Source organism: Actinoplanes sandaracinus, from assembly GCF_030009775.1.
GTDB classification, from domain to species: Bacteria; Actinomycetota; Actinomycetes; order Mycobacteriales; family Micromonosporaceae; genus Actinoplanes; species Actinoplanes sandaracinus.
Genome location: NZ_JASCTH010000032.1, coordinates 75,678 through 94,203 on the forward strand (window position 1 = coordinate 75,678; position 18,526 = coordinate 94,203).

Consider the following 18,526-nt stretch of genomic DNA (forward strand, 5'->3'; position numbering starts at 1 on the left):
CACCGCCCGGTCAGCCGCTCCCCACAGGGTCACACTCAGCCGTACCGGCGACGTAGGCGCCTACAACGGCCTTGCACCCTCTGTACATCGCGGGCAACTGACAACGACGCCGGCCGAGGCCACTCCGGGTAGCGGACCCAGAACATGGCCTGACGGATTTCGGTCGGCTCCGGTCGGGTTGGCGGTACCCGATCATGATCGAGGCGATGGTTACCGTTGTTCGGGTCGATCGACTGCGGCGGGGCTCTTGGTCAGTGACGGAATCTACCGACCAGAGCGGTCAGTTCCTGGGAGAGGCGGGTCAGGTCGGCGGCGGCCTGCTGGGTGGTGCTGGCGCCGGTGGCGGTGGCGGTGGCGACCTCGGCGACGCCGGAGACGGTGCCGGCGACCTCGCCGCTGCTGGCGGCGGCGTCGGAGACGGAGCGGCTCATCTCCGCGGTGGTGGCGGTCTGTTCCTCGACGGCAGAGGCGATGGTGGTGGTGTAGTCGCTGATCTGCTGGATCACTCCGGTGATTTCCTCGATGGCGTGAGCGGCGGTACCGCTGGAGGACTGGATCGCCGCGATCCGGGAGGTGATCTCCTCGGTGGCGCGCGCGGTCTGCTGGGCCAGTTCCTTGACCTCGCCGGCCACGACCGCGAAGCCTTTGCCGAGTTCACCGGCGCGGGCGGCCTCGATGGTGGCGTTGAGGGCCAGCAGGTTGGTCTGCTCGGCGATGGTCGTGATGAGCTTGACCACGTCGCCGATCTCGGCGCTGGCCGAGCCGAGTTGGGCGACCTGGTCGGTGGTTCGCTGGGCGACGGCCATGGCTTGTTGAGCAACCTGGGCGGCCTTCCCGGCGTTGCTGGCGATCTCGGTGATGGACGCGCTCATCTCCTCGGCGCCGGCGGCGATGCTCTGCACACCGGTGTTGACCTGCTCCGAGCCGTGCGACGCGGCGGTGGCACGGGCCGCCGCGTCGGCCGCTCCGGACTGCAGATCGGCGCTGACCGTGGTCAACTGCTGGGCAGCGCCTGCGAGGGCGACCGCCGATCCACCGATGGTGGTCACCGTCTCCCGCAGTTGAGCCACTGCGGTGTCCAAGGCGCGACCCATCTCGCCCGGCTCGTCGCCGCCGGTCAAACCGGCGGTATGGGTCAGGTCGCCGATAGCGAGGCTCTCACATACCGCCTTCACCTTCTTCAACGAAGCCACGATTCCGCGGGCGACGTACACGCCGGCGCCCAGAGCCAGCAGCAGACCCGCCACCAACAGGATCAGGGAGGCGCTACGGCGCGACTCGTACGACGACTTCGCGGCCGCCGCAGTCTCGGCAGCGTTGCGATCCTCGGTCGCATTCATATCGGTGATGTCCTGCATCGCCTCACTCATCAGCGGCGCGAGCTCGGTGTCGCGGATCCGTTGCCACTCGGCGATGTCGTTACGGCGGCTCGCGGGCAGAAGCTTGTCTGCGGCCAGCTGTGAGTAGGCTTCGTAGTCGGCGAAAAGCTCGTCGATGGCCGGTGGGTCGGCAGCCGGCTGACTGTTGCGGTAGTTCGTGAACGCCTGTTCGATGGCCTTCATGTCCTCGGCGAGCGCCTGCTCGTATTTCGCCTTGGTCGCCGGGTCCCGGGACACCGCATGGTTCACTACGGTCAACCGGGTCTGCAACACCGCCGCGCGCAGTTCACCGAGGGCGTCGACGCTGGCCACGTTGCTGTTGTACAGCTGTTGTGCTGACGCGCTGCCCGCGCTCATGCCCTGTAGGCCCACGATTCCCACCACCAGGGCCGCCAGCCCGGCAAGCACCACCGCACCGAGGATCTTGACGTTGACGCTGAGGTTCGCGAACCAGCTGGAGCGCGCTTCCGCCGTAGTGCGCGTCAGACTCAACGGAGTATCCCTTTCACTCAAGCCACCGAGACCCGCTCCACGAGCACCGTTTCGACGTCAGATGCCCCTGCCCTGAAGATCGGCAAACGGAGGGCAACCACTGAGCGGGTTCGGCCTATCCGGCTACTGCCGCCCGCCCGCACGCCGACGCTCGCGGTGGCATGCGAGGTAAACCCGCCGCCGTGACGGGCAGTCACAGTCGCACGGTCCCGTCCGATCTATCGCGCTGCGGCCGGTGTCGGGGCAGGGGGTAGTGCCACCCGGAAAGATGTCGCGTCGGCCATGATTGACCCCGGGACTACCTCTACTGCGCACAGCCGGATTGTCGGCGCAGGACCCACGAACAGACGTGAGATCATCGCGGATAGCCGCCGATGCATCTGGCGACGATCCAACACCCCGCAGCCAGCCGCCTCCGACCTCATCCCGGTACTACACGATTGGGCCAGTCGAGTCGAGAAATTTCGGTCCCGGCCCTCGGATACTGCGCGATCATCAGCTTGTGTGGTCTGACCCGAAAGCCAGACTTGGAGGAGCTGCCAGGTGACATCGTCGACTCAGCCACCTGCCGCAGCGGACAGACAGGACCTCATCAACGAGTTACTTGCCGCAGCCCTGCAGGCGGCTACCGCGATAGACGACGCGATGCACGCCTCAGCGGTGGTGGGAACGCAACGGCCGGAAGCTCGCTCCCCCTTGATCATGATCGCTGCAGCGCTGTCAGGCATCCGTGACACCCTCATCTGCGCCGCCGATCGCATCGAGCAGCTGCCGTCGTCCGCGAGTCCCGAGCCGCGGAGCACCATGGGATAACGACAGCGGTCGCACGTATCGACAGCACATGGAGGCTTTCGGCCTGACGGTAGGAGTAAGCCAGGCCAGCAGCGTCCGCAGGTCCGTGTCGGTGAACCACAACGCGTCTGACGGATCATCAGAGATGGCCGTGATGATCCGTCAGACGCGTTGTGGTTGGCGATCTGATCGATCAGGAGTACGAATCATGGCCACTGCCGGGGATGCTGGCCTGGCTCAGGCCGTCGGCGAGCACCTCCTTCACACATGCCGTTAGTTCCACGGAACTAAACAGCTTGCGCATGATCGGTTACTGCGGCCGGTCACCGCCAATGACCGACTGCTGACAAGCACGACCGGCAGTGCGTCAGTGCCTGCGTCCCCGCGAATCTATTGCGCCATCGCGACATCGTTCATCACAAGCATGCCGATGTCGCTGAGCCTCGATCCACCGATGAATGCTGGGATCGGAGGACCCCGGAGATAGAAAGTGCCCTCTGAACTGGAAGGATAGGAGTTCTGACGCTTCTATTCCGCCGTTCGAGAGGGCACCTCGCAGGTGAGATTACGCCATGACGTGCCGGTGGCGCGCGCGACGTTCGATGACCGGAATCTGGTGTCGTGTGCCGGTCTGGTCCCGGTGATGCGCCTGGCCCAGCAGTCCGGCCTGCACGACGCCGTCGGGGCCCGGGTCCGGCTGCCGACGGACAAGGGCACGAACCCGGCCGGGAAGGTCGCCACGATCGTCGCCGGGATGCTCGCCGGGGCGGACAGCATCGACGACCTCGACATCGCCTGGCATGGCGGCATGCGATCGCTGTTCACCAGCGCGTACGCGCCATCGACGCTCGGGTCGTTCCTGCGCACGTTCACCCACGGTCATGTCCGGCAGTTGCAGGCCGCCGCCCGCGACACCCTGATCGGCCTGACCGGGCAGGCACCGATCTTGACCGGCGCGGAGGTGTTGACCTTTGTGGATATTGACTCGATGCTGCGGCGTGTCTACGGCAAGCAGAAGCAGGGCATCGGGTTCGGTCACGCCAAGGTCGGCGGTTACAACGTCTGGCTGCGCGGCTACAACCCGTTGATCGCCACGCTGTCCGCGCCGGTGATCGCCGCGACCCGGCTACGTTCGGGTAACGCTGGTTCCGCCCGCGGCGCTGCGAGCATGATCGCCGAAGTGATCACCACCGCCCGGTCCTGCGGCGCCACCGGCGAGATCGTGGTCCGAGCCGACTCGGCGTTCTACGCCAAGACCGTCATCGACGCCTGCCGGCGCCGCGACGTGCGGTTCTCGGTCACGACCCGGATCGACGCGAAGATCCGCACCGCCTGCGACAGCATCGACGACCAGCAGTGGACCGACATCAAATATCCGCAAGCCGTCTGGGACGAAGACCAACAACGGTGGATCTCCGACGCGCAGATCGCCGAAACCATCTACACCGCGTTCGCCAGCACCCGGCATGAGGTGACCGCCCGGCTGATCGTGCGCCGGATCCGCCGCGACGATCCCACCCAGCATCCTGATCAGCAAGAACTCGTGCCGGCCTACCGCTATCACGCAGTGTTCACCGACAGCCCGTTCACGCTGGTCCAGGCCGAAGCCCAGCACCGCGGTCACGCAATCATCGAACAGGTCAACGCCGACCTGATCGCCGGACCTCTCGCGCACCTGCCGTCGGGCCGGTTCACCGCCAACGACGCCTGGCTGACCTGCGCCGCGATCACCCACAACCTCACCCGCACCGCCGGGCATCTCGCCGGCGGCGCCTACCGCACCGCCCGACCCGCGACCATCCGCACCAGGATCGTCAACATCGCCGCCCGCCTCGCGCACCGAGCCCGCAGCATCCACCTGCACCTACCCGAACACTGGCCCTGGCAGGCAGCGTTCGACAACCTGTTCACCGCCGTCTCGACCACACCCGGCTGAAAACCTCATACCGGACTGAACCAGACGGCTCAGACACAGGCCACACCCCTCGACCCGCCCGACCAGCCCCTGCCGGAGCAAGCCGATCCACGTGCTCGGCGGTTCCCACCTGCCCGCCGAACACCCACAATATCGACCATCGAAGAACGACTATCAATCGTCAGCACCAACTACATCGGTGGATCGAGGCTGAGGGGCTACCTTCGTCAGTATTTCCGCTGCTGGAAGGATAGCGGCGAGCTCACCGAAGCTGGAAGCGTTTACTCCTTCGTCACCGTCACCGTGGCGCGAATCGCGAACTGTCTCACACCGTGCTGCGGCGAGGACCAAAGGCTCAGGTCCCGGACTTCGGTTTGCCGGCTAACCCGATCTGCTGCACCGACACTGCACCTGTGCGAGAGCGAGAAAACGAACGAGTGCTTCCTACGGTGGCCGTAGTTGCCTAAACCGGGGATGGTGAACGTGGCGCGGATCGTTGCCGCCGAGGACGAGGTCGATGTCGCGGACTGGCTTGACCTGGTTCTGGGGCGTGCTGGACACACCGTCTATACCGCTCTGGACGGCCCTACGGCGTTGGAGTTGATCGCGGTCCGCCAGCCCGACCTGGTCATTCTGGATCAGCGGATGCCCGGCATGACGGGGCTGCAAGTCGCTGATCGACTTCGCGCCGATCCTGTCACCGCAAGCACGCCGGTACTGACCGGACAGGTCAAGTTCGAGGCCTCTACCCGGGCCGCCGTCGAGCAGTACGCGGAGCTGGTCGCGGAACGTCGACGTGGTGGCGCAATCGAGGTCTCCCGTGACCGTCACCGTGACCACGTCGAACGGCGAGTGGACAGTGGTTCACGTAGGTCGCTGACCAGACAAAATAGAAATCGTCCCTGGTCAGATGACGCTACCCGACGTCACTGAACGCTATTCGGCGCCGTGCGGCGCTGCCCGTGACCACCCCAGCTGCTCCCCGTCGATCACGAGCTTTGGGGAGCAGTGCCGCACGACCCCCGGCAGGAACGCCGGATTCATCGGCACGGTGCTCCCCATGACCGACAAGAACGGCCAACGAGTAGCACAAACTCGCCCTCCGGCAGGAACCACCCTGCTCCCCAGAGCACGGAAGCGCAGTAACCCACCTGGGAGCCGCCCGATTGGAAGGCTTGCTCCCCGCCGGACACCGGCAGGACGCCCATCTGGGAGCAGGCCTGGGAGCACATGACCGCCCAGCGACAGCCCAAATGCGGCCGTCTTACTATCGCGCTGCTCCCCCACATCACCGAGCATCTACCGCGCTCGCGATCACCGAATGCAGTCGAGATGGATCACTGAACCATGATCACGTTTACGGATTTAGCCGAGAAGAGTGCGCCGAACTCTTGCTGGCCATGACAGCAATGCCGCTCCTTGAAGGGACGCGGCGGAGAGGCATTTTTTATGTGCGGCCGACTCATTCTGCATACGCGGCCAACGCCGTGGCGAACGTCTCCTGGCCCGCGGCGAACGCATCGGTGTACTTCTGGGTGTCGGCGGGCTTCTGCGAGATTATCTGGAAGGCGGTGTCCAGCCGCGCCTGCACCGTCGCCTTGTCCAAGACACCGATCGCTTTGACCGACGCGACGTTGCTGCGATAGATCCGCTGCGCGGAGTCACTGGCCTCACCCAGCGCGGACAGCCCCAGCACCCCGACCAGCAACGCGACCAGCGCGGCAAGCGCTACCGCCGTCAGAATCTTGATGTTGACACTCAGGTCGGCGAACGACCGTCGCCCCGCGGCGACAGGTGTCACCGGAACGGCACCCACAGAGGTATTCACGTGGTTCTCCTCGGCGCGCATGGCAGAAGCGCTCCAGCCACATTCCGGCCGGGCACTTCCCACGGTCAGCCCCCGCCGTCCGCGCTACTCCCGATCGGCAACCACCGGCAACCGCTGAGCGGTCGGCGCAGGTTCAGGCAGGCGCACTGCCCGCGTCGTGTCCGGGGAGCGTGACCCGACCCCCTGGAGACGGGCGAGGGCAGGTCACGCCGCACCCCGAAGGCACCCTGCCGTTGTTCCCGTCGGCCACCGAACTCGCCGGCTGAAGCGGTTGCATAGCGTCTGGCGCCACTCGTCCGGGTGGGTCTATCGGAGGAATGGCGATGGCAGGTTGCTGCTGTATGAGACTCACACAATCCGGTTTTGATGCTCCACACGCCGGGTTGGAGCTGGCCGCCACCCCCGGGTGTAGTTGCTGTCTCCGGCGATGTTCCCGCACCGAATCTCGGGGCCACCGACGCTGCTGGTGGGTGGGGTGGCAGTAACCGTCGTGGTGGCCTGCTGCTATCGGCGTGGCGAATGATCGCCGGTTTCCTCTCCTTCATGCCGGTGTCTCTGCTGAACTGGGCAACCAAGAAGATACGGTGAGCCACGAGGGAGCAAACGGTGCCGGCACCGGCGGTCGACGGCGAGGTCGCACGGTTGGCGGCGCTGCACGACCTGCAGGTCCTCGACAGCCCACCGGATCCGGATTTCGATGCGGTCGTGGAACTGGCCTCACAGATCTGCGGCACGCCGATGGCCTTGGTCAGCCTGATCGATGCCGACCGGCAGTGGTTCAAGGCCCAGGTCGGCCCCGGCTTGCAGCAGACCAACCGAGACGCGTCGTTCTGCGCGCACACCATCACCGGCCGCGACGTGCTCGAGGTCCCGGACGCCACCGCCGACCCCCGCTTCGCCGACAACCCCGCCGTCACCGGGGACCCGGCCGTGCGGTTCTACGCCGGCGTCCCTATCGCTGTCGAAGGCGGACACCACGTCGGCAGCCTCTGCGTCATCGACACCCAGCCGCGAGACCTCTCGGCGCAACAACGCCAAGCACTACGCGCGTTAGCGCGCCACGCCGCCGCGCTGATGGAACTCCGCCGTTACGCATCGCACGCCGCGGAGATCGCCGAGCAACAACGGCGACTGGACCGGATGAAGGACTCGTTCCTCAACGCGGTCACCCACGAACTACGCACCCCACTGTCGTCGATCGCCGGCTACCTCGAACTGCTGCTCGACTCCGACTCCCCGGACCCGGCGACCACGCACCGGTTCCTGACGGTCATGCAACGCAACTCCGACCGCCTACGGCGCCTGGTCGACGACCTCGTGCTGATCGCCCGGCTCAACCACGACGGCATCGGCCTGAACCTCACCACTCTGGACCTCGCCGAGTTGACCTACCAGCTCGTGCAGTCCAGCCGGCCCCTCGCCGCCGCCAAACAGATCACCATGCTCGAGCACACCAGCAGCCCGCTGCCCGTGCTCGGCGACATCAAACGACTGTCACACGCCGTCAACCATCTGATCTTCAACGCGGTCAAGTTCACCGACGCCGGCGGCGCGATCACCATCAGCACCGACAGCACCGCCGGCGAACCCACCCTCACCATCACCGACACCGGCGTCGGTATCGCCCCCGGCGACATTCCGCACCTGTTCGACCGCTTCTACCGCACCCCCGACGCCGACACCCGCGCCGACCAAGGCATCGGCATCGGCCTGTCCATCGCCAAAGCCATCATCGACGCGCACCACGGCAGCCTGCACCTGACCAGCGAACCCGGGCGCGGCACCACCGTACGCATCATCCTGCCCACCGGCGACTAAGCAGCGCGCCATCCGGTACTCAAGATCCGCACTCCCAAGAGTTGATCTAGAGCGCTGTGGGGATTTTGGTGAACCGCGAGGCGCGCGGCAAGGCGGTGAACGCGGTCAGGCAGCGGTGTTGAGGTGGGCGTAGACGGTGCCGCGGGTGACGCTCAGGGTCCGGGCGATCTGCTCGACGGTGTAGGTCTGGGCGGCGTACATCTGCCGGGCGACGGCGATCTTCTCCGGGGTCATCTTGCGGGGCCGGCCGCCGTGGCGGCCTCGGGCCCGTGTCGAGGCGATGGTTTCCAGGCCGGCGGTGGTGCGTTCGCGCAGCAGGTCGCGTTCGAACTCGGCGCGCGCGGCGAACAGGTGAAGGGTCAGTTTCCCGGCGGCAGTGGTGGTCTCGACGTTCTCCCGTAAGGATCGGAACTGCACGTCGCGGTCGTGCAGGGCGTTGACGGTGTCGATGAGGTGGCGCATGTTGCGCCCGAGCCGGTCGAGCTGCCACACCGTCAGCACGTTGCCGGGGCGCAGGTAGTCCAGAGCCGCGGCCAGTTAAGGCCGGTCGGCCTTGGCGCCGGAGGCGACGTCGGTGAACACCCGGGCGCAGCCGGCGGCGGCCAGCGCGTCGTACTGCAGGGCGGGGTTCTGCTCGCGGGTGGAGACGCGGGCGTAGCCGATGGCCGTCACCTGCCCAACTGTATGGTTCGCCCGTCGTGGGTCACGGGAAGCCGCACGTTGATTTTCTGACGAATTTCCGCACGCTGCGGGCAGGCCTGCGCGCCCAGCATCCCGTTGTTGATCTTGGTGTTCGGTTCGTCGTTCGTGTTTCCGAACGAGCCCCGCGTGTTTGGGCATAGCCTGATCGGGATCGCCCCTATTGCCGGGCACCCGTGTCCGGCGGGACAGAGGATCCATGGCGCTGATTCTGGTCACGTCCCTGTTCATGTTGATCTTTTTGTGGGTGTCGTGGCGGTATCTGCGGCGCCGGGATCCGCTGTTGCGTGACGTGATGTGGATGTTCTCGTCGGTGGCGATGTTGTTCGTCCTCGGGATGGTCCGGGTGGTGGCCGGCGCTCCGCCGCGAGCGCTGACGGCCGTAGCGATCGCTCTGTTGCTGGCAAAGCCCTTGTTCACGTTGCGGGTGGTGAGCCGGCTGCGCCCCATCCTGTCGTGGTGGTCGCCGGTAGCGGTGGTGGCCTGGCTGGTCACCGCGATACCGGTCCTGGTTACGCCGGCGGGGCCGCTGCCACGGCCGCAGCTGTGGCCGGCGGTGATCGTATTCTTCGCGGCGGAGACGCTGGCGGCGTGTCTGCTGGGAGCGCACGCGCGCCGTCACGGCGGCGCCGCCAAAGCCCGGTTGTGGTGCGCTGCGGCGGCTACCGGCCTGTTCGGTGTCGCGTTGCTGTTGTCCACCGGCGGTGATGTGACCCGGCTGGAATCCAGAGTCCTCGCGGTTGTTTCCGGGATGCTGTATCTGCTGGCGTTCGTTCCGCCCCGGCGGCTGCGCCGCAGGTGGGCGCAGGAGGCGGCATACGCGGTGACGCGCCGGTTGCTGGCCGCACCGGCCGACGAGCCGGCGGCCCGGACGTGGAGGCGGTACTGCGCCGGCGCTGGCGAGGTGCTCGGGGCCGACGCCGTCGTGGTGTTGATGCCGGGCCGCAGCGAGACGGTGCGAGTGGCCGGCTGCGGCGACGCGTCGCTGAACGACCGGGAGTGCACCCGTACGGGTCTCGACGAGGTCCTCGCCGAGCCGGACACGATTGACGCTCTGGCGGGCTGGACCCATCCGCCGGCGGTGGCGATCATGTTCGCACAGGCCACCGATACCCGGTACGTGACCGTGGCTCCGGTGCCGTGCGCGGACGGCCGCGGTGCGCTCCTTCTGCTCAACCGCTACCGCAGCCTGTTCGCCGAGGACGACATCGCCGCGTTCACCGAGCTGGCCGTGCAGGCCGCGGCGCTGGCTGGGCGGGCGCAGGCGCTGGCGGAGAGGGAACGGCTGGCGGTGATCGTGGAGTCGTCGCACGACGCCATCATCGGCAAGTCCCTCGACGCGACGATCACCAGCTGGAACGCGGGGGCCGAGCGGCTCTACGGCTATCACGCCGACGAGGTGGTCGGCCGGCACGCGTCCATGCTGTTCCCGCCGGGGCAGGAGGAGACCGAAGCCGCGTTCATGGCCCGCATCGCCGGTGGTGAGCGCATCGACCAGCAGCAGGTGAAACGACGCCGCAAGGACGGCACGGTGATCACCGTGTCGTTGACCCTGTCACCGATCACCGACGATGACGGCCACGTCGCCGGGGTCGCCTCGGTGTCGCGCGACATCAGCGAACGCCAGCGCGCCGAAGCCATGTTCGAAGGACTGCTGGAAGCCGCACCCGACGCGATCATCGGCGTCACCCACGACGGCACCATCACCCTGATCAACGCCCAGGCCGAACGGCTGTTCGGCTACCAGCGTGAGGAACTGCTGGGCCAGTCGGTGGACATCCTGGTCCCCGAGCGGCTGCGCGGCGGGCACCCGCACAAGCGCGACGGCTACTTCGCCCACCCGAGAATCCGCCCGATGGGCGCCGGGGCCGCGCTGGCCGCCGTACGCAAGGACGGCAGCGAATTTCCTGCCGAGATCAGCCTGTCCTCGGTGAAGACCGACCGAGGCATGATCGCGACCACGGCGATCCGGGACGTCACCGACCGGCTGATCGCCCAGGCCGAACGCGAGCGCCTCATCACCCAGGCAGAACGCGACGCCGCCGAGCACCGCCTGCAGCACACCCGAAGACTGGAAAGCCTCGGCCAACTCGCCGGCGGCGTCGCCCACGACTTCAACAACATCCTCGCCGTGATCAGCAACTACGCCGAGATGATCTCCGAAACCCTCGAGGCGCCGAACCCGGACCCCACCGATCTCGCCGACGCCCGCAACGACTGCGGTCAGATCAGCCGCGCCGCCGAACGCGCCACCCGGCTGACCAAACAACTGCTCGCGTTCGGCCGCCGCGACATCACCCAGGCCGAGACACTCAACCTCAACCACGTCATCGGCGATGTCGAACCCATGCTGCGGCGCGCCATCGGCGAACACATCCACCTGGTCACCACCCTGGACCGGGACCTGTGGCCGATCCACGCTGACGCCGGGCAGATCGAGCAGATCCTGGTCAACCTCGCCGTCAACGCCCGCGACGCGATGCCCGGCGGCGGCACCCTGTCCATCGACACCAGCAACGCCGACGTCGGCGCCGACGACCTCAGCAGCGCACCGCTGTCAGTGGGCCGCTACGTGCGCATCCGGATCAGCGACACCGGCAGCGGCATGCCCCCCGAGGTCATCGAACGCGCCTTCGAGCCGTTCTACACCACCAAGCCCAAAGGATCCGGCACCGGCCTCGGCCTGGCCACCGTGTACGGCATCGCCACCGCCGCCGGCGGCGACGTGCGCCTGTACTCCGAGAACGGCATCGGCACCACCGTCACCGTCATCCTGCCCGCCGTCGACACCCACCTCCACGACACCCCCGCCGACACCGTGGTGACAGCCGAGCCGGCCGCCGGCCCCGCCCCACACGAGACGATCCTGATGGTCGAGGACGAAGACGACCTGCGCGTGATCACCGGCCGGATCCTGAGCCGCGCCGGCTACCACGTCTTGGCCGCCAGCGGCGGCGAGCAGGCCCTGCACCTGGCTCAAACCCACCCCGACCGGATTCACCTGCTGCTCACCGACGTGATCATGCCGAAGATGACCGGCAACGAGGTCGCCGCCCGCGTCCGCGCCATCCGGCCCGACATCCCGGTGCTGTACATGTCCGGCTACGCCGAACCCGTCCTCACCGAGAACGGCACCCTGCCCGACGGCGTCACCATCGTCGAAAAACCCTTCACCAGCCAAGAACTCCTTAACCGCGTCCGCGCGTTCGTGCACCCACAGGCCAAGGGCACGGGCACGCTCACCCGGCCGGCGCCCAAACAGAACAGCCCCCACTAGGTGACTACTCAACACCGGTGGACCCATCGGCGGTCATAGTGGCGAAGTTGGCGCTCGGTGGACAGTCTCACAAAAGGGTCCCATTCTGAGAAGGTCCGAAAGCCGGCCCGTCACCGCGGATCCGGGCCGGATTCGTTCTCACAACCCGTTCTCACGCAAGAGTGTCGCGGCGAGGTTCTGAGAAATGTTTGCACGAAGCTCTGGGGCATGGCCGCCGACGACAAGCGTGAATCCGACTCGCGTGACGCCGACAACGTCGAGCGGCACCCGTGCCCGCGCCTCCAGGAGCAGCCCGGCTCGCCATGCCGGTCGAGATCCGGGGCGGTGGCCACCTCGTACCACACCGGCCGGTTCACCAAGGTCCGCCGACTGAGCAAGGCCCTACGCGTGCTCCCCGGCCGACCGCTGCCCGGGCCAGCCCTGGCGGCCGGGCACCCCACCACCTGCACCGCTGCGGGCCGACACCCCGGCTGCGGACATCCGGATCGGGTACGCCCGCCGCAGCACCCTGACCCAGGAGCTGCAGTCGCAACTGGACGCGCTCGCCGCACATGGCATCCTCCGCGACAAGATCTTCTCCGAGAAAATCTCCACCCGGGTCCGGGTGCGGCCTCAGTTCGAGGCGGCCCTCGCCCTTGCGCGTGAGATCAAGGCCCACGCCCCGCACTGCCGGGTCATCCTCACCGTCAACGAGATGAAACGCCTCGGCCGCGACGCCGCGGAACTCACCGCCCTGGACGACCATCTCAGCGCGCACGGCCTGGTCCTGGAGATGCTCGCCGGCCCGCTACCCGGCCTCTACGACCCGGCCGGCTCCGGGCGCATGCTGTTCGCCTTCTTCGCCGCGATGGGCGGAACCGAACGGGAGAACATCCGCGAGGCCACCCTCGAAGGCCTCGACGCCGCAGCCCGCCCTGGAAAGCACGGCGGCCGGCCCGCCGTCATCACCCCGGACATGCTGCACACGGTGCTGCGCCGCCGCGCCGCCGGCGAGACCGTCGAGCAGATCCGGCCTGACCTGTTCATCCCGACCGGTAAACGCACGGGCCGCAACCCCAGCGTGGCCAGCATCTACCGCGCACTCGCCGCCCAGGAGAAACGCAGGCGTACCCCGACGTCGTCGAACAGGCCCGAACCGAACACGCCCAGCGCACCGGCGCCGATCCTCCGGCGATCGTGCGACCCCGACCCGCCCGCGTCCTCGACCCGATCGACCCCGAGCTGGCCGCCCGCAGCCTAGGCCGCCCTCTAAACCAGACCAGTTAGAACTGCCGACCGGTAACGGATCGTGGCGCGGCACCGACCATCCGTATCTACGCCGGAGGCCGGGCCTCACGAATGACCCGGCGGACCTCCTCGGGCGGGGCCTCGCCATTGCGGTAAGCGCAGCCGCCCGCTCCGCCTCGGCGAAACGCCGGTCGCGAGCGGCGTGCTCCGCCGCTCCCGGCAGGTTGTCGACCGCCTGATCGTGTACATCAGCGCTGGCCTCCGCCGTTGCAGCGATCGCGTCAGCCGTGCGAGCAAGGGCCTCGAACATCGCGAGGGAACGATCCATGGCAATCGCCTGCTTTCGCGTCGAAGGCATTCTGCAACCCGAGTCGCCTGCAAACGACGGCCTGAAGGTCATACGCATCCATCGGCTGGGCGCACGTCCACCGCAATCTTGCGGCCCACCGGCGATACGCCGGTCAGGCAGACGACCCCGTACGCCGCGTTGCCGGTCATCGCCTCGAAGACCACCTGCGGCACGCCGGTCGCCTCGATGACGATGTCAGGTCGCACCTTGGCGACGACCTCGCTCATCTGCTTCGTGTGGTAACACGCGCCGAGCGCATCGACGGCCGCGGGTTTCGGCCCCTCCGTAGCGACGTCCAGAACATGCACCTCAAACCCGCGCTGCACGCCCAGCAATCCGATCAGACCAGCGCCGGAGACCAGGACCCGCCTGACGGGCAGGCTCATGTCGGGGGACCAGCCTGGCCCGCCAGGGCCGTTCGTGCGTGTGGTGGATCAGTGGGTGCGGGGGTCGTGGTCGTTGCTGCGGCTACCGGCCTTGGCCAGGCCCCGGCTGATCATGTAGCCGATGGTGAGCAGAGTGATGTACCACCAGGCCTTGTCGGCGGCGAAGTAGTCGCTGCCGTTGTTGGCGGCGCCGTCGCCGACCATGTTGGAGGCGATCAGCACGCCGATGACGGCGAGCACGTAGACGATCAGCTCAGTGGTCTTGAACGAGGGCTTGGTCTCCTCGCCCCGCGTACGGGTGTGCGCCACGTGGGTGCTCTCGTGGTTGCCGTGAGTGGACGTAGCCATCTGGTCAGCTCCTGAAGATGTTCATTAGCAATGTGTGGGGGACGTCTTCGCTGACGCCGCACCTAGAGCTACCCGCCGCCCCGAAATCCCACACCGGCAGATCCGTCACTCGTACGGGTCGGCCCTCACGTGCCACCGGTGAGGGCCCAGATGCGCCGACGGCGGGCTGCCGAGCACGTCGCCGGATACGTGAAGCAGCGCACGGCAGTCAGCACGGCTCTTAAGCTGCGTAAACACCTCGGGGTCGATCTTTCAGGGCAGACGACAGCGCAGCGGGCCGGCTCGCGCCGATGTTCAAGGCGCCAGCGACCCGATCCGGCTGCGGCTGCTGTCGCTGATCGCGTCCATGGGCGAGGCCTACGTCTGCGAACTGACCAGCGCCTTCGATGTCACCGGAGCCAGAACGACCCGCCTGATCTGCTGTTGAGGCAGAAAGTCAGGCGGGTTGTTCATCTTGGGTGGGGGTTCGAATCGGAAGCGCACTCGTTCGGGGAGGGGCAGCTCATCATATTTACGTAGATTGCGGTATTCGGGAGTATCGTGAAGGTAATCCGTCGGGAGGCGGAGGATTCCCTGTCTCGGTGGGATGCCGGCGTCTTGTGTTGCTGGGTCTGAATTCGTCACGGCGGTGCCGAGCCGGATGCGAGGTCCCCCATGACCGGTGCACACTATTTCCACCCGAACTCGGCGGCCGGCAAGAACAGCAGACGCGACGGCGGCGACCGGGACCGGGTCTGGGATCTGGTCAGCACCTACGGGCCGGACGTCACCAGGCTATGCCGGGCCGGCCCGGCGTTGATGTCGGGCGTGGCCGGGATGGGCCTGTCGGCCGGCCCGGCCGGCACGGTTCCGCGAATCCGGTTCTTCAGCGACACGGCCAGCTCCCAGCTGGAGGCCGCGCAGCTGACCCAGGACGAAGGCCCCTGCCGCGACGCCACCGCGACCCGGCGGCCGGTGCTGGCCGCCGACCTGTCCGCCGGGTCGTGGCGGCAGCGCTGGCCCCGGTTCACCCCGGCCGCACTCGACGCCGGGGTACGGGCGGTGTTCGCGCTGCCCCTGCATGCCGGCGGGGTCCGCTATGACGGGGCCGTCGACCTGTACCGGCCCACCCCCGGCCCGCTCAGCAGCGCCGACCACCTCGCGGCCACGATCTTCACCGCCGCGGCTGCGGAACTGCTCACCCTGGAACGTCACGGCCTGAGCCTGGCCGACGCCTTCGCCCACGGATGGCGCAGCGGCCAACCCGCCGACGCGGCGGACACCACCCACCCCGGCACCCCCACCACCACGCCACCCGCCCCGGACCGGGTGCTGCTGGCCTGCTGGTTCGGCCCGGCGATGCTCGGCCCGGTACGCGAGCAAATCGGCGTCCTGGCCCTGCATCAAGGACTGCGCCGCGCCGACGCGCACCGGTTCACTCTGGCGATCCACGAAGCCGTCATCAACGTCGTGCACCACGGCGGCGGACACGGTCAACTCCTGCTCTGGCACCGCGACCGACGGCTCTGGTGCGAGATCAGCGACCACGGACCCGGCATCCCCACCCCCGCCGACACCCCCACCGACGCCGATCCCGGGCAATCCGGCTGGACCGGTCTACAGATCATCCGACGAGCCTGCACCAGCCTGGACATCAGCACCGACCCCACCGGCACCCGCCTGCTGCTCAGCCACCGCCTCGACCCGCGCCCCCCGACATGAGCACAGACAACAGATGGCCGGCAGCTTGCACGGCGATGCAGAATCGGTAAAACCGCCGATCGGAGACGCCGCACGATGAGCACCACGCCCGGCACTAAGCCCTACCTCGACGAGGCCGACCAGCGCCTCACCGTCACCGAGACAGGGCGACGCCGCGACGTCGTACGCGTCGCGGTCACCGGCGACCTCGACATCGCCACCACGGCCCTGTTCCACCGCCGGCTCAGCAACATCCTCGACAACCACCTCGACGGCCAACCTCTGGAACTGGACCTGTCCGCCCTCGTCTTCTGCGACCTCACCGGCCTGCGCGCCCTCCACACCCTCGGCCGGGCCTACGGCCAGGCACAACGCCGCGTCCAGATCACCACGGCCGGACCAGCCCTCGACGTGCTGCTCGGTCTGTGCCAGACCTCCACGATCCTCGGCTACACCCCGACCCCGGATCCCCGCAAAGCCGACTGAACCCCTCCTCCACTACAGTCATCACCAACGGTAGATATCGATAGGCTGGTCCCGGTCGAAAACCACCCGCCGTCGATCTCCGCCGCACAACGCGGCGATGCTGGCGAGCGGCCACGCGTCCCGCCTCCATTTGTCTGCTGCCCCAGACCCCGGTAGCGCCCCCGCACCGAGGGAGCAGCTGCGGTGATTCCGCTGAACAACAAAGATCGAGACGACGCACCCCCGCACCGATCCTGGAACCTGGTCGGCGCTCACGGCCCCAACTTGACCGAGTTGTGCCGCGCCAGCACCGCCCTGATGCCGGGCATCAACGGGGTCGGACTGTCAGCCGGCCCTCCCCCCTCCCGCGGGGGAACCAACCTCGTGCCGCCGCCTCGGTTCAGCAGCGACCAGGGCAGCGCACGACTCGAAACCGCTCAGGAGACCCTGGACGACGGCCCGTGCCGCGATGCCACCGCCACCGGCCAGCCGATCCACGCCGCCGACCTGACCCACCCGTCGTGGCGCGAACGCTGGCCACGGTTCACCCCCGCAGCCCTGGCCGCCGGAGCACGGGCGGTGTTCGCGCTGCCCCTGCATGCCGGCGGCATCCACCACGCCGGCGCCGTCGACCTGTACCGCCGCACACCGGGAGAACTACACAAAACAGACCAGCACGCCGCGACGGCGTTCGCCGCCGCAGCCGCCGAACTGCTCACCCTGGAGCGTCTCGGACTGGACTGGACCGACGCCTTCGCCCGCGCCCGCAGCCACCCGACCCGCCCCTCTGCTAACGGCGGCCCGCCCGCCACCGCGCCAACTGGCCCGGCCGACGCCATCACCGCCCTACCGCTGGTCTGCTGGTTCAACCAGGCCTCACTGCCACTCCTGCGCCGGCGCCTCCACGCCGCCAGCACCGCCCACGACCTGCCCGATCAGCACGCCCACCGGTTCGTGCTGGCCGCGCACGAGGCGATGACCAACGCCGTGCAGCACGGCGGCGGACACGGCCAGCTCCTGATGTGGCAGCGCGCCGGCCACCTCTGGTGCGAGATCAGCGACCACGGTCCCGGCATCGGCGCGACCCTGCGATCGACCCGCGATCCTCGCACCCGCACCCGACTGCGGCGCCCCCATGGCTTCGGGCTCATTCAGCGCGCCTGCACCGCCATGGACATCACCACCGACCCCACCGGCACTCGCCTCCAGCTCAGCTACTACCTCGGCCGTTGACCACGGCCCGCCGCGAACCCCCGCTGCCCGAAGAGGTCCCACCCGCTCACCACGGCAACCAGGGATGCCAAGACGTTCCACTGGAGGGAGTGGAACGACCGGAGTGCTTCGTTCGGGCAAGTGTCATGCGAGGTCGGGTTCCGACGCTCGTCGTCCGCACGCCTGTACGCCGTCCTGCCCTTGCCTCACGGGCAGGTACTCGGTTCCTGACCCGGCCGGTGACCGCCTTGCAGCAGCTTCTCCACGCAGGCGAGCAGCTCGGCGGATGTGAACGGTTTACGCAACACGGCTGTCGCCTGTGCCCCGATCGGACGGGTGTCGCCAGGGACGAGGCTTCCGCTGATGAACAGCACGGGCAGATCGCTGTGGCCGGGGTCCTCGCGTAGTGCACAGCACAGGTCGGAACCTGACATAACGGGCATGTCGATGTCGCTCACGACGAGGTCCGGCAGGTGGTCGCGGACCGCTTGGAGCCCGGCAGCGCCGTCGGCCGCTGGCACCACGGTATGCCCGGCCCGGTGCAGGATCCTCACCACGACCGCACGGACATCATCGTCGTCGTCCACCGCCACAATCACAGCCATCCGGGTTTCCCTTCGCCGTTGAAGTTGCCGGAAACCTCAACGCCCCACGGCCCC

General features: G+C 67.9%; 14 protein-coding genes and 2 pseudogenes. 9 read left to right on the top strand and 7 right to left on the bottom strand.

Features of this window, described 5'->3' with window-relative positions; genetic code table 11:
* Window positions 1-251 precede the first annotated feature (251 nt).
* Window positions 252-1,871, bottom strand: coding sequence for a methyl-accepting chemotaxis protein (locus tag QLQ12_RS37630; RefSeq protein WP_282765696.1), 1,620 nt, complete (start codon window positions 1,869-1,871; stop codon window positions 252-254).
* Window positions 1,872-3,222: 1,351 nt separating this feature from the next.
* Between QLQ12_RS37630 and QLQ12_RS37635 the strand changes: the two genes are divergently transcribed.
* Together QLQ12_RS37635 and QLQ12_RS37640 are read left to right on the top strand one after the other, a co-directional pair.
* Entirely contained in the window at window positions 3,223-4,599 is a 1,377-nt protein-coding gene (locus QLQ12_RS37635; protein ID WP_282765697.1) for an IS1380 family transposase, read from the top strand.
* A gap of 462 nt (window positions 4,600-5,061) precedes the next feature.
* The gene (locus QLQ12_RS37640) at window positions 5,062-5,511 is read left to right on the top strand and encodes a response regulator (RefSeq protein ID WP_282765698.1); all 450 of its coding nucleotides are present in this window, start codon (window positions 5,062-5,064) and stop codon (window positions 5,509-5,511) included.
* A 529-nt stretch (window positions 5,512-6,040) separates the two neighbouring features.
* Here QLQ12_RS37640 and QLQ12_RS37645 read toward each other — a convergent pair.
* Window positions 6,041-6,427 carry an MCP four helix bundle domain-containing protein gene (locus tag QLQ12_RS37645; RefSeq protein ID WP_282765699.1) on the bottom strand — a complete coding sequence of 129 codons (387 nt, stop codon included), beginning with the start codon at window positions 6,425-6,427 and terminating at the stop codon, window positions 6,041-6,043.
* Window positions 6,428-7,012: 585 nt separating this feature from the next.
* Between QLQ12_RS37645 and QLQ12_RS37650 the strand changes: the two genes are divergently transcribed.
* The gene (locus tag QLQ12_RS37650; RefSeq protein ID WP_282765700.1) at window positions 7,013-8,224 is read left to right on the top strand and encodes a GAF domain-containing sensor histidine kinase; all 1,212 of its coding nucleotides are present in this window, start codon (window positions 7,013-7,015) and stop codon (window positions 8,222-8,224) included.
* Between the two features lie 105 nt (window positions 8,225-8,329).
* On the opposite strand, the gene QLQ12_RS47430 is transcribed toward QLQ12_RS37650, so the two are convergent.
* Window positions 8,330-8,539 (bottom strand): helix-turn-helix domain-containing protein, encoded by a 210-nt coding sequence (locus QLQ12_RS47430; RefSeq protein WP_282765741.1) that lies wholly within the window; start codon window positions 8,537-8,539, stop codon window positions 8,330-8,332.
* Window positions 8,513-9,154 (bottom strand): annotated as a pseudogene (locus tag QLQ12_RS47435) (recombinase family protein); the annotation flags it as partial. The gene QLQ12_RS47430 and the pseudogene QLQ12_RS47435, both read right to left, overlap by 27 nt.
* Here QLQ12_RS47435 and QLQ12_RS37665 point away from each other — a divergent pair.
* Both QLQ12_RS37665 and QLQ12_RS37670 read left to right on the top strand, forming a co-directional pair.
* The gene (locus QLQ12_RS37665; RefSeq protein ID WP_282765701.1) at window positions 9,123-12,200 is read left to right on the top strand and encodes a PAS domain S-box protein; all 3,078 of its coding nucleotides are present in this window, start codon (window positions 9,123-9,125) and stop codon (window positions 12,198-12,200) included. The pseudogene QLQ12_RS47435 and the gene QLQ12_RS37665 overlap by 32 nt on opposite strands.
* A 532-nt stretch (window positions 12,201-12,732) precedes the next feature.
* Window positions 12,733-13,440: a recombinase family protein gene (locus QLQ12_RS37670; RefSeq protein WP_282765742.1), complete on the top strand. Its 708-nt coding sequence runs from the start codon at window positions 12,733-12,735 to the stop codon at window positions 13,438-13,440.
* Between the two features lie 383 nt (window positions 13,441-13,823).
* Here QLQ12_RS37670 and QLQ12_RS37675 read toward each other — a convergent pair whose 3' ends face one another.
* The gene (locus tag QLQ12_RS37675) at window positions 13,824-14,162 is read right to left on the bottom strand and encodes an MDR/zinc-dependent alcohol dehydrogenase-like family protein (protein WP_282765702.1); all 339 of its coding nucleotides are present in this window, start codon (window positions 14,160-14,162) and stop codon (window positions 13,824-13,826) included.
* 48 nt (window positions 14,163-14,210) lie between these two features.
* Complete coding sequence (locus QLQ12_RS37680) at window positions 14,211-14,510, bottom strand: hypothetical protein (protein ID WP_282765703.1); 300 nt, start codon at window positions 14,508-14,510, stop codon at window positions 14,211-14,213.
* Between the two features lie 272 nt (window positions 14,511-14,782).
* Here QLQ12_RS37680 and QLQ12_RS37685 point away from each other — a divergent pair.
* The 4 genes and pseudogenes from QLQ12_RS37685 to QLQ12_RS37700 all read left to right on the top strand — a co-directional run.
* Window positions 14,783-14,907, top strand: a pseudogene (locus tag QLQ12_RS37685) (ArsR/SmtB family transcription factor); the annotation flags it as partial.
* A 257-nt stretch (window positions 14,908-15,164) separates the two neighbouring features.
* The gene (locus tag QLQ12_RS37690) at window positions 15,165-16,211 is read left to right on the top strand and encodes an ATP-binding protein (RefSeq protein WP_282765704.1); all 1,047 of its coding nucleotides are present in this window, start codon (window positions 15,165-15,167) and stop codon (window positions 16,209-16,211) included.
* Window positions 16,212-16,286: 75 nt separating this feature from the next.
* A complete protein-coding gene (locus tag QLQ12_RS37695) occupies window positions 16,287-16,676 on the top strand; it encodes an STAS domain-containing protein (protein ID WP_282765705.1) in 390 nt (129 codons plus the stop codon).
* Window positions 16,677-17,039: 363 nt separating this feature from the next.
* The gene (locus QLQ12_RS37700) at window positions 17,040-17,888 is read left to right on the top strand and encodes an ATP-binding protein (protein WP_282765706.1); all 849 of its coding nucleotides are present in this window, start codon (window positions 17,040-17,042) and stop codon (window positions 17,886-17,888) included.
* A gap of 185 nt (window positions 17,889-18,073) precedes the next feature.
* On the opposite strand, the gene QLQ12_RS37705 is transcribed toward QLQ12_RS37700, so the two are convergent.
* Entirely contained in the window at window positions 18,074-18,454 is a 381-nt protein-coding gene (locus QLQ12_RS37705; protein ID WP_282765707.1) for a response regulator, read from the bottom strand.
* Window positions 18,455-18,526: the final 72 nt, after the last annotated feature.

What these genes read in the sequence shown, in the direction of transcription:
- QLQ12_RS37645 (WP_282765699.1), bottom strand. Translation starts at nt 6,427, where the DNA reads ATGCGCGCCGAGGAGAACCACGTGAATACCTCTGTGGGTGCCGTTCCG.
- QLQ12_RS37665 (WP_282765701.1), top strand. Translation starts at nt 9,123, where the DNA reads ATGGCGCTGATTCTGGTCACGTCCCTGTTCATGTTGATCTTTTTGTGG.
- QLQ12_RS37675 (WP_282765702.1), bottom strand. Translation starts at nt 14,162, where the DNA reads ATGAGCCTGCCCGTCAGGCGGGTCCTGGTCTCCGGCGCTGGTCTGATC.
- QLQ12_RS37680 (WP_282765703.1), bottom strand. Translation starts at nt 14,510, where the DNA reads ATGGCTACGTCCACTCACGGCAACCACGAGAGCACCCACGTGGCGCAC.
- QLQ12_RS37690 (WP_282765704.1), top strand. Translation starts at nt 15,165, where the DNA reads ATGACCGGTGCACACTATTTCCACCCGAACTCGGCGGCCGGCAAGAAC.
- QLQ12_RS37695 (WP_282765705.1), top strand. Translation starts at nt 16,287, where the DNA reads ATGAGCACCACGCCCGGCACTAAGCCCTACCTCGACGAGGCCGACCAG.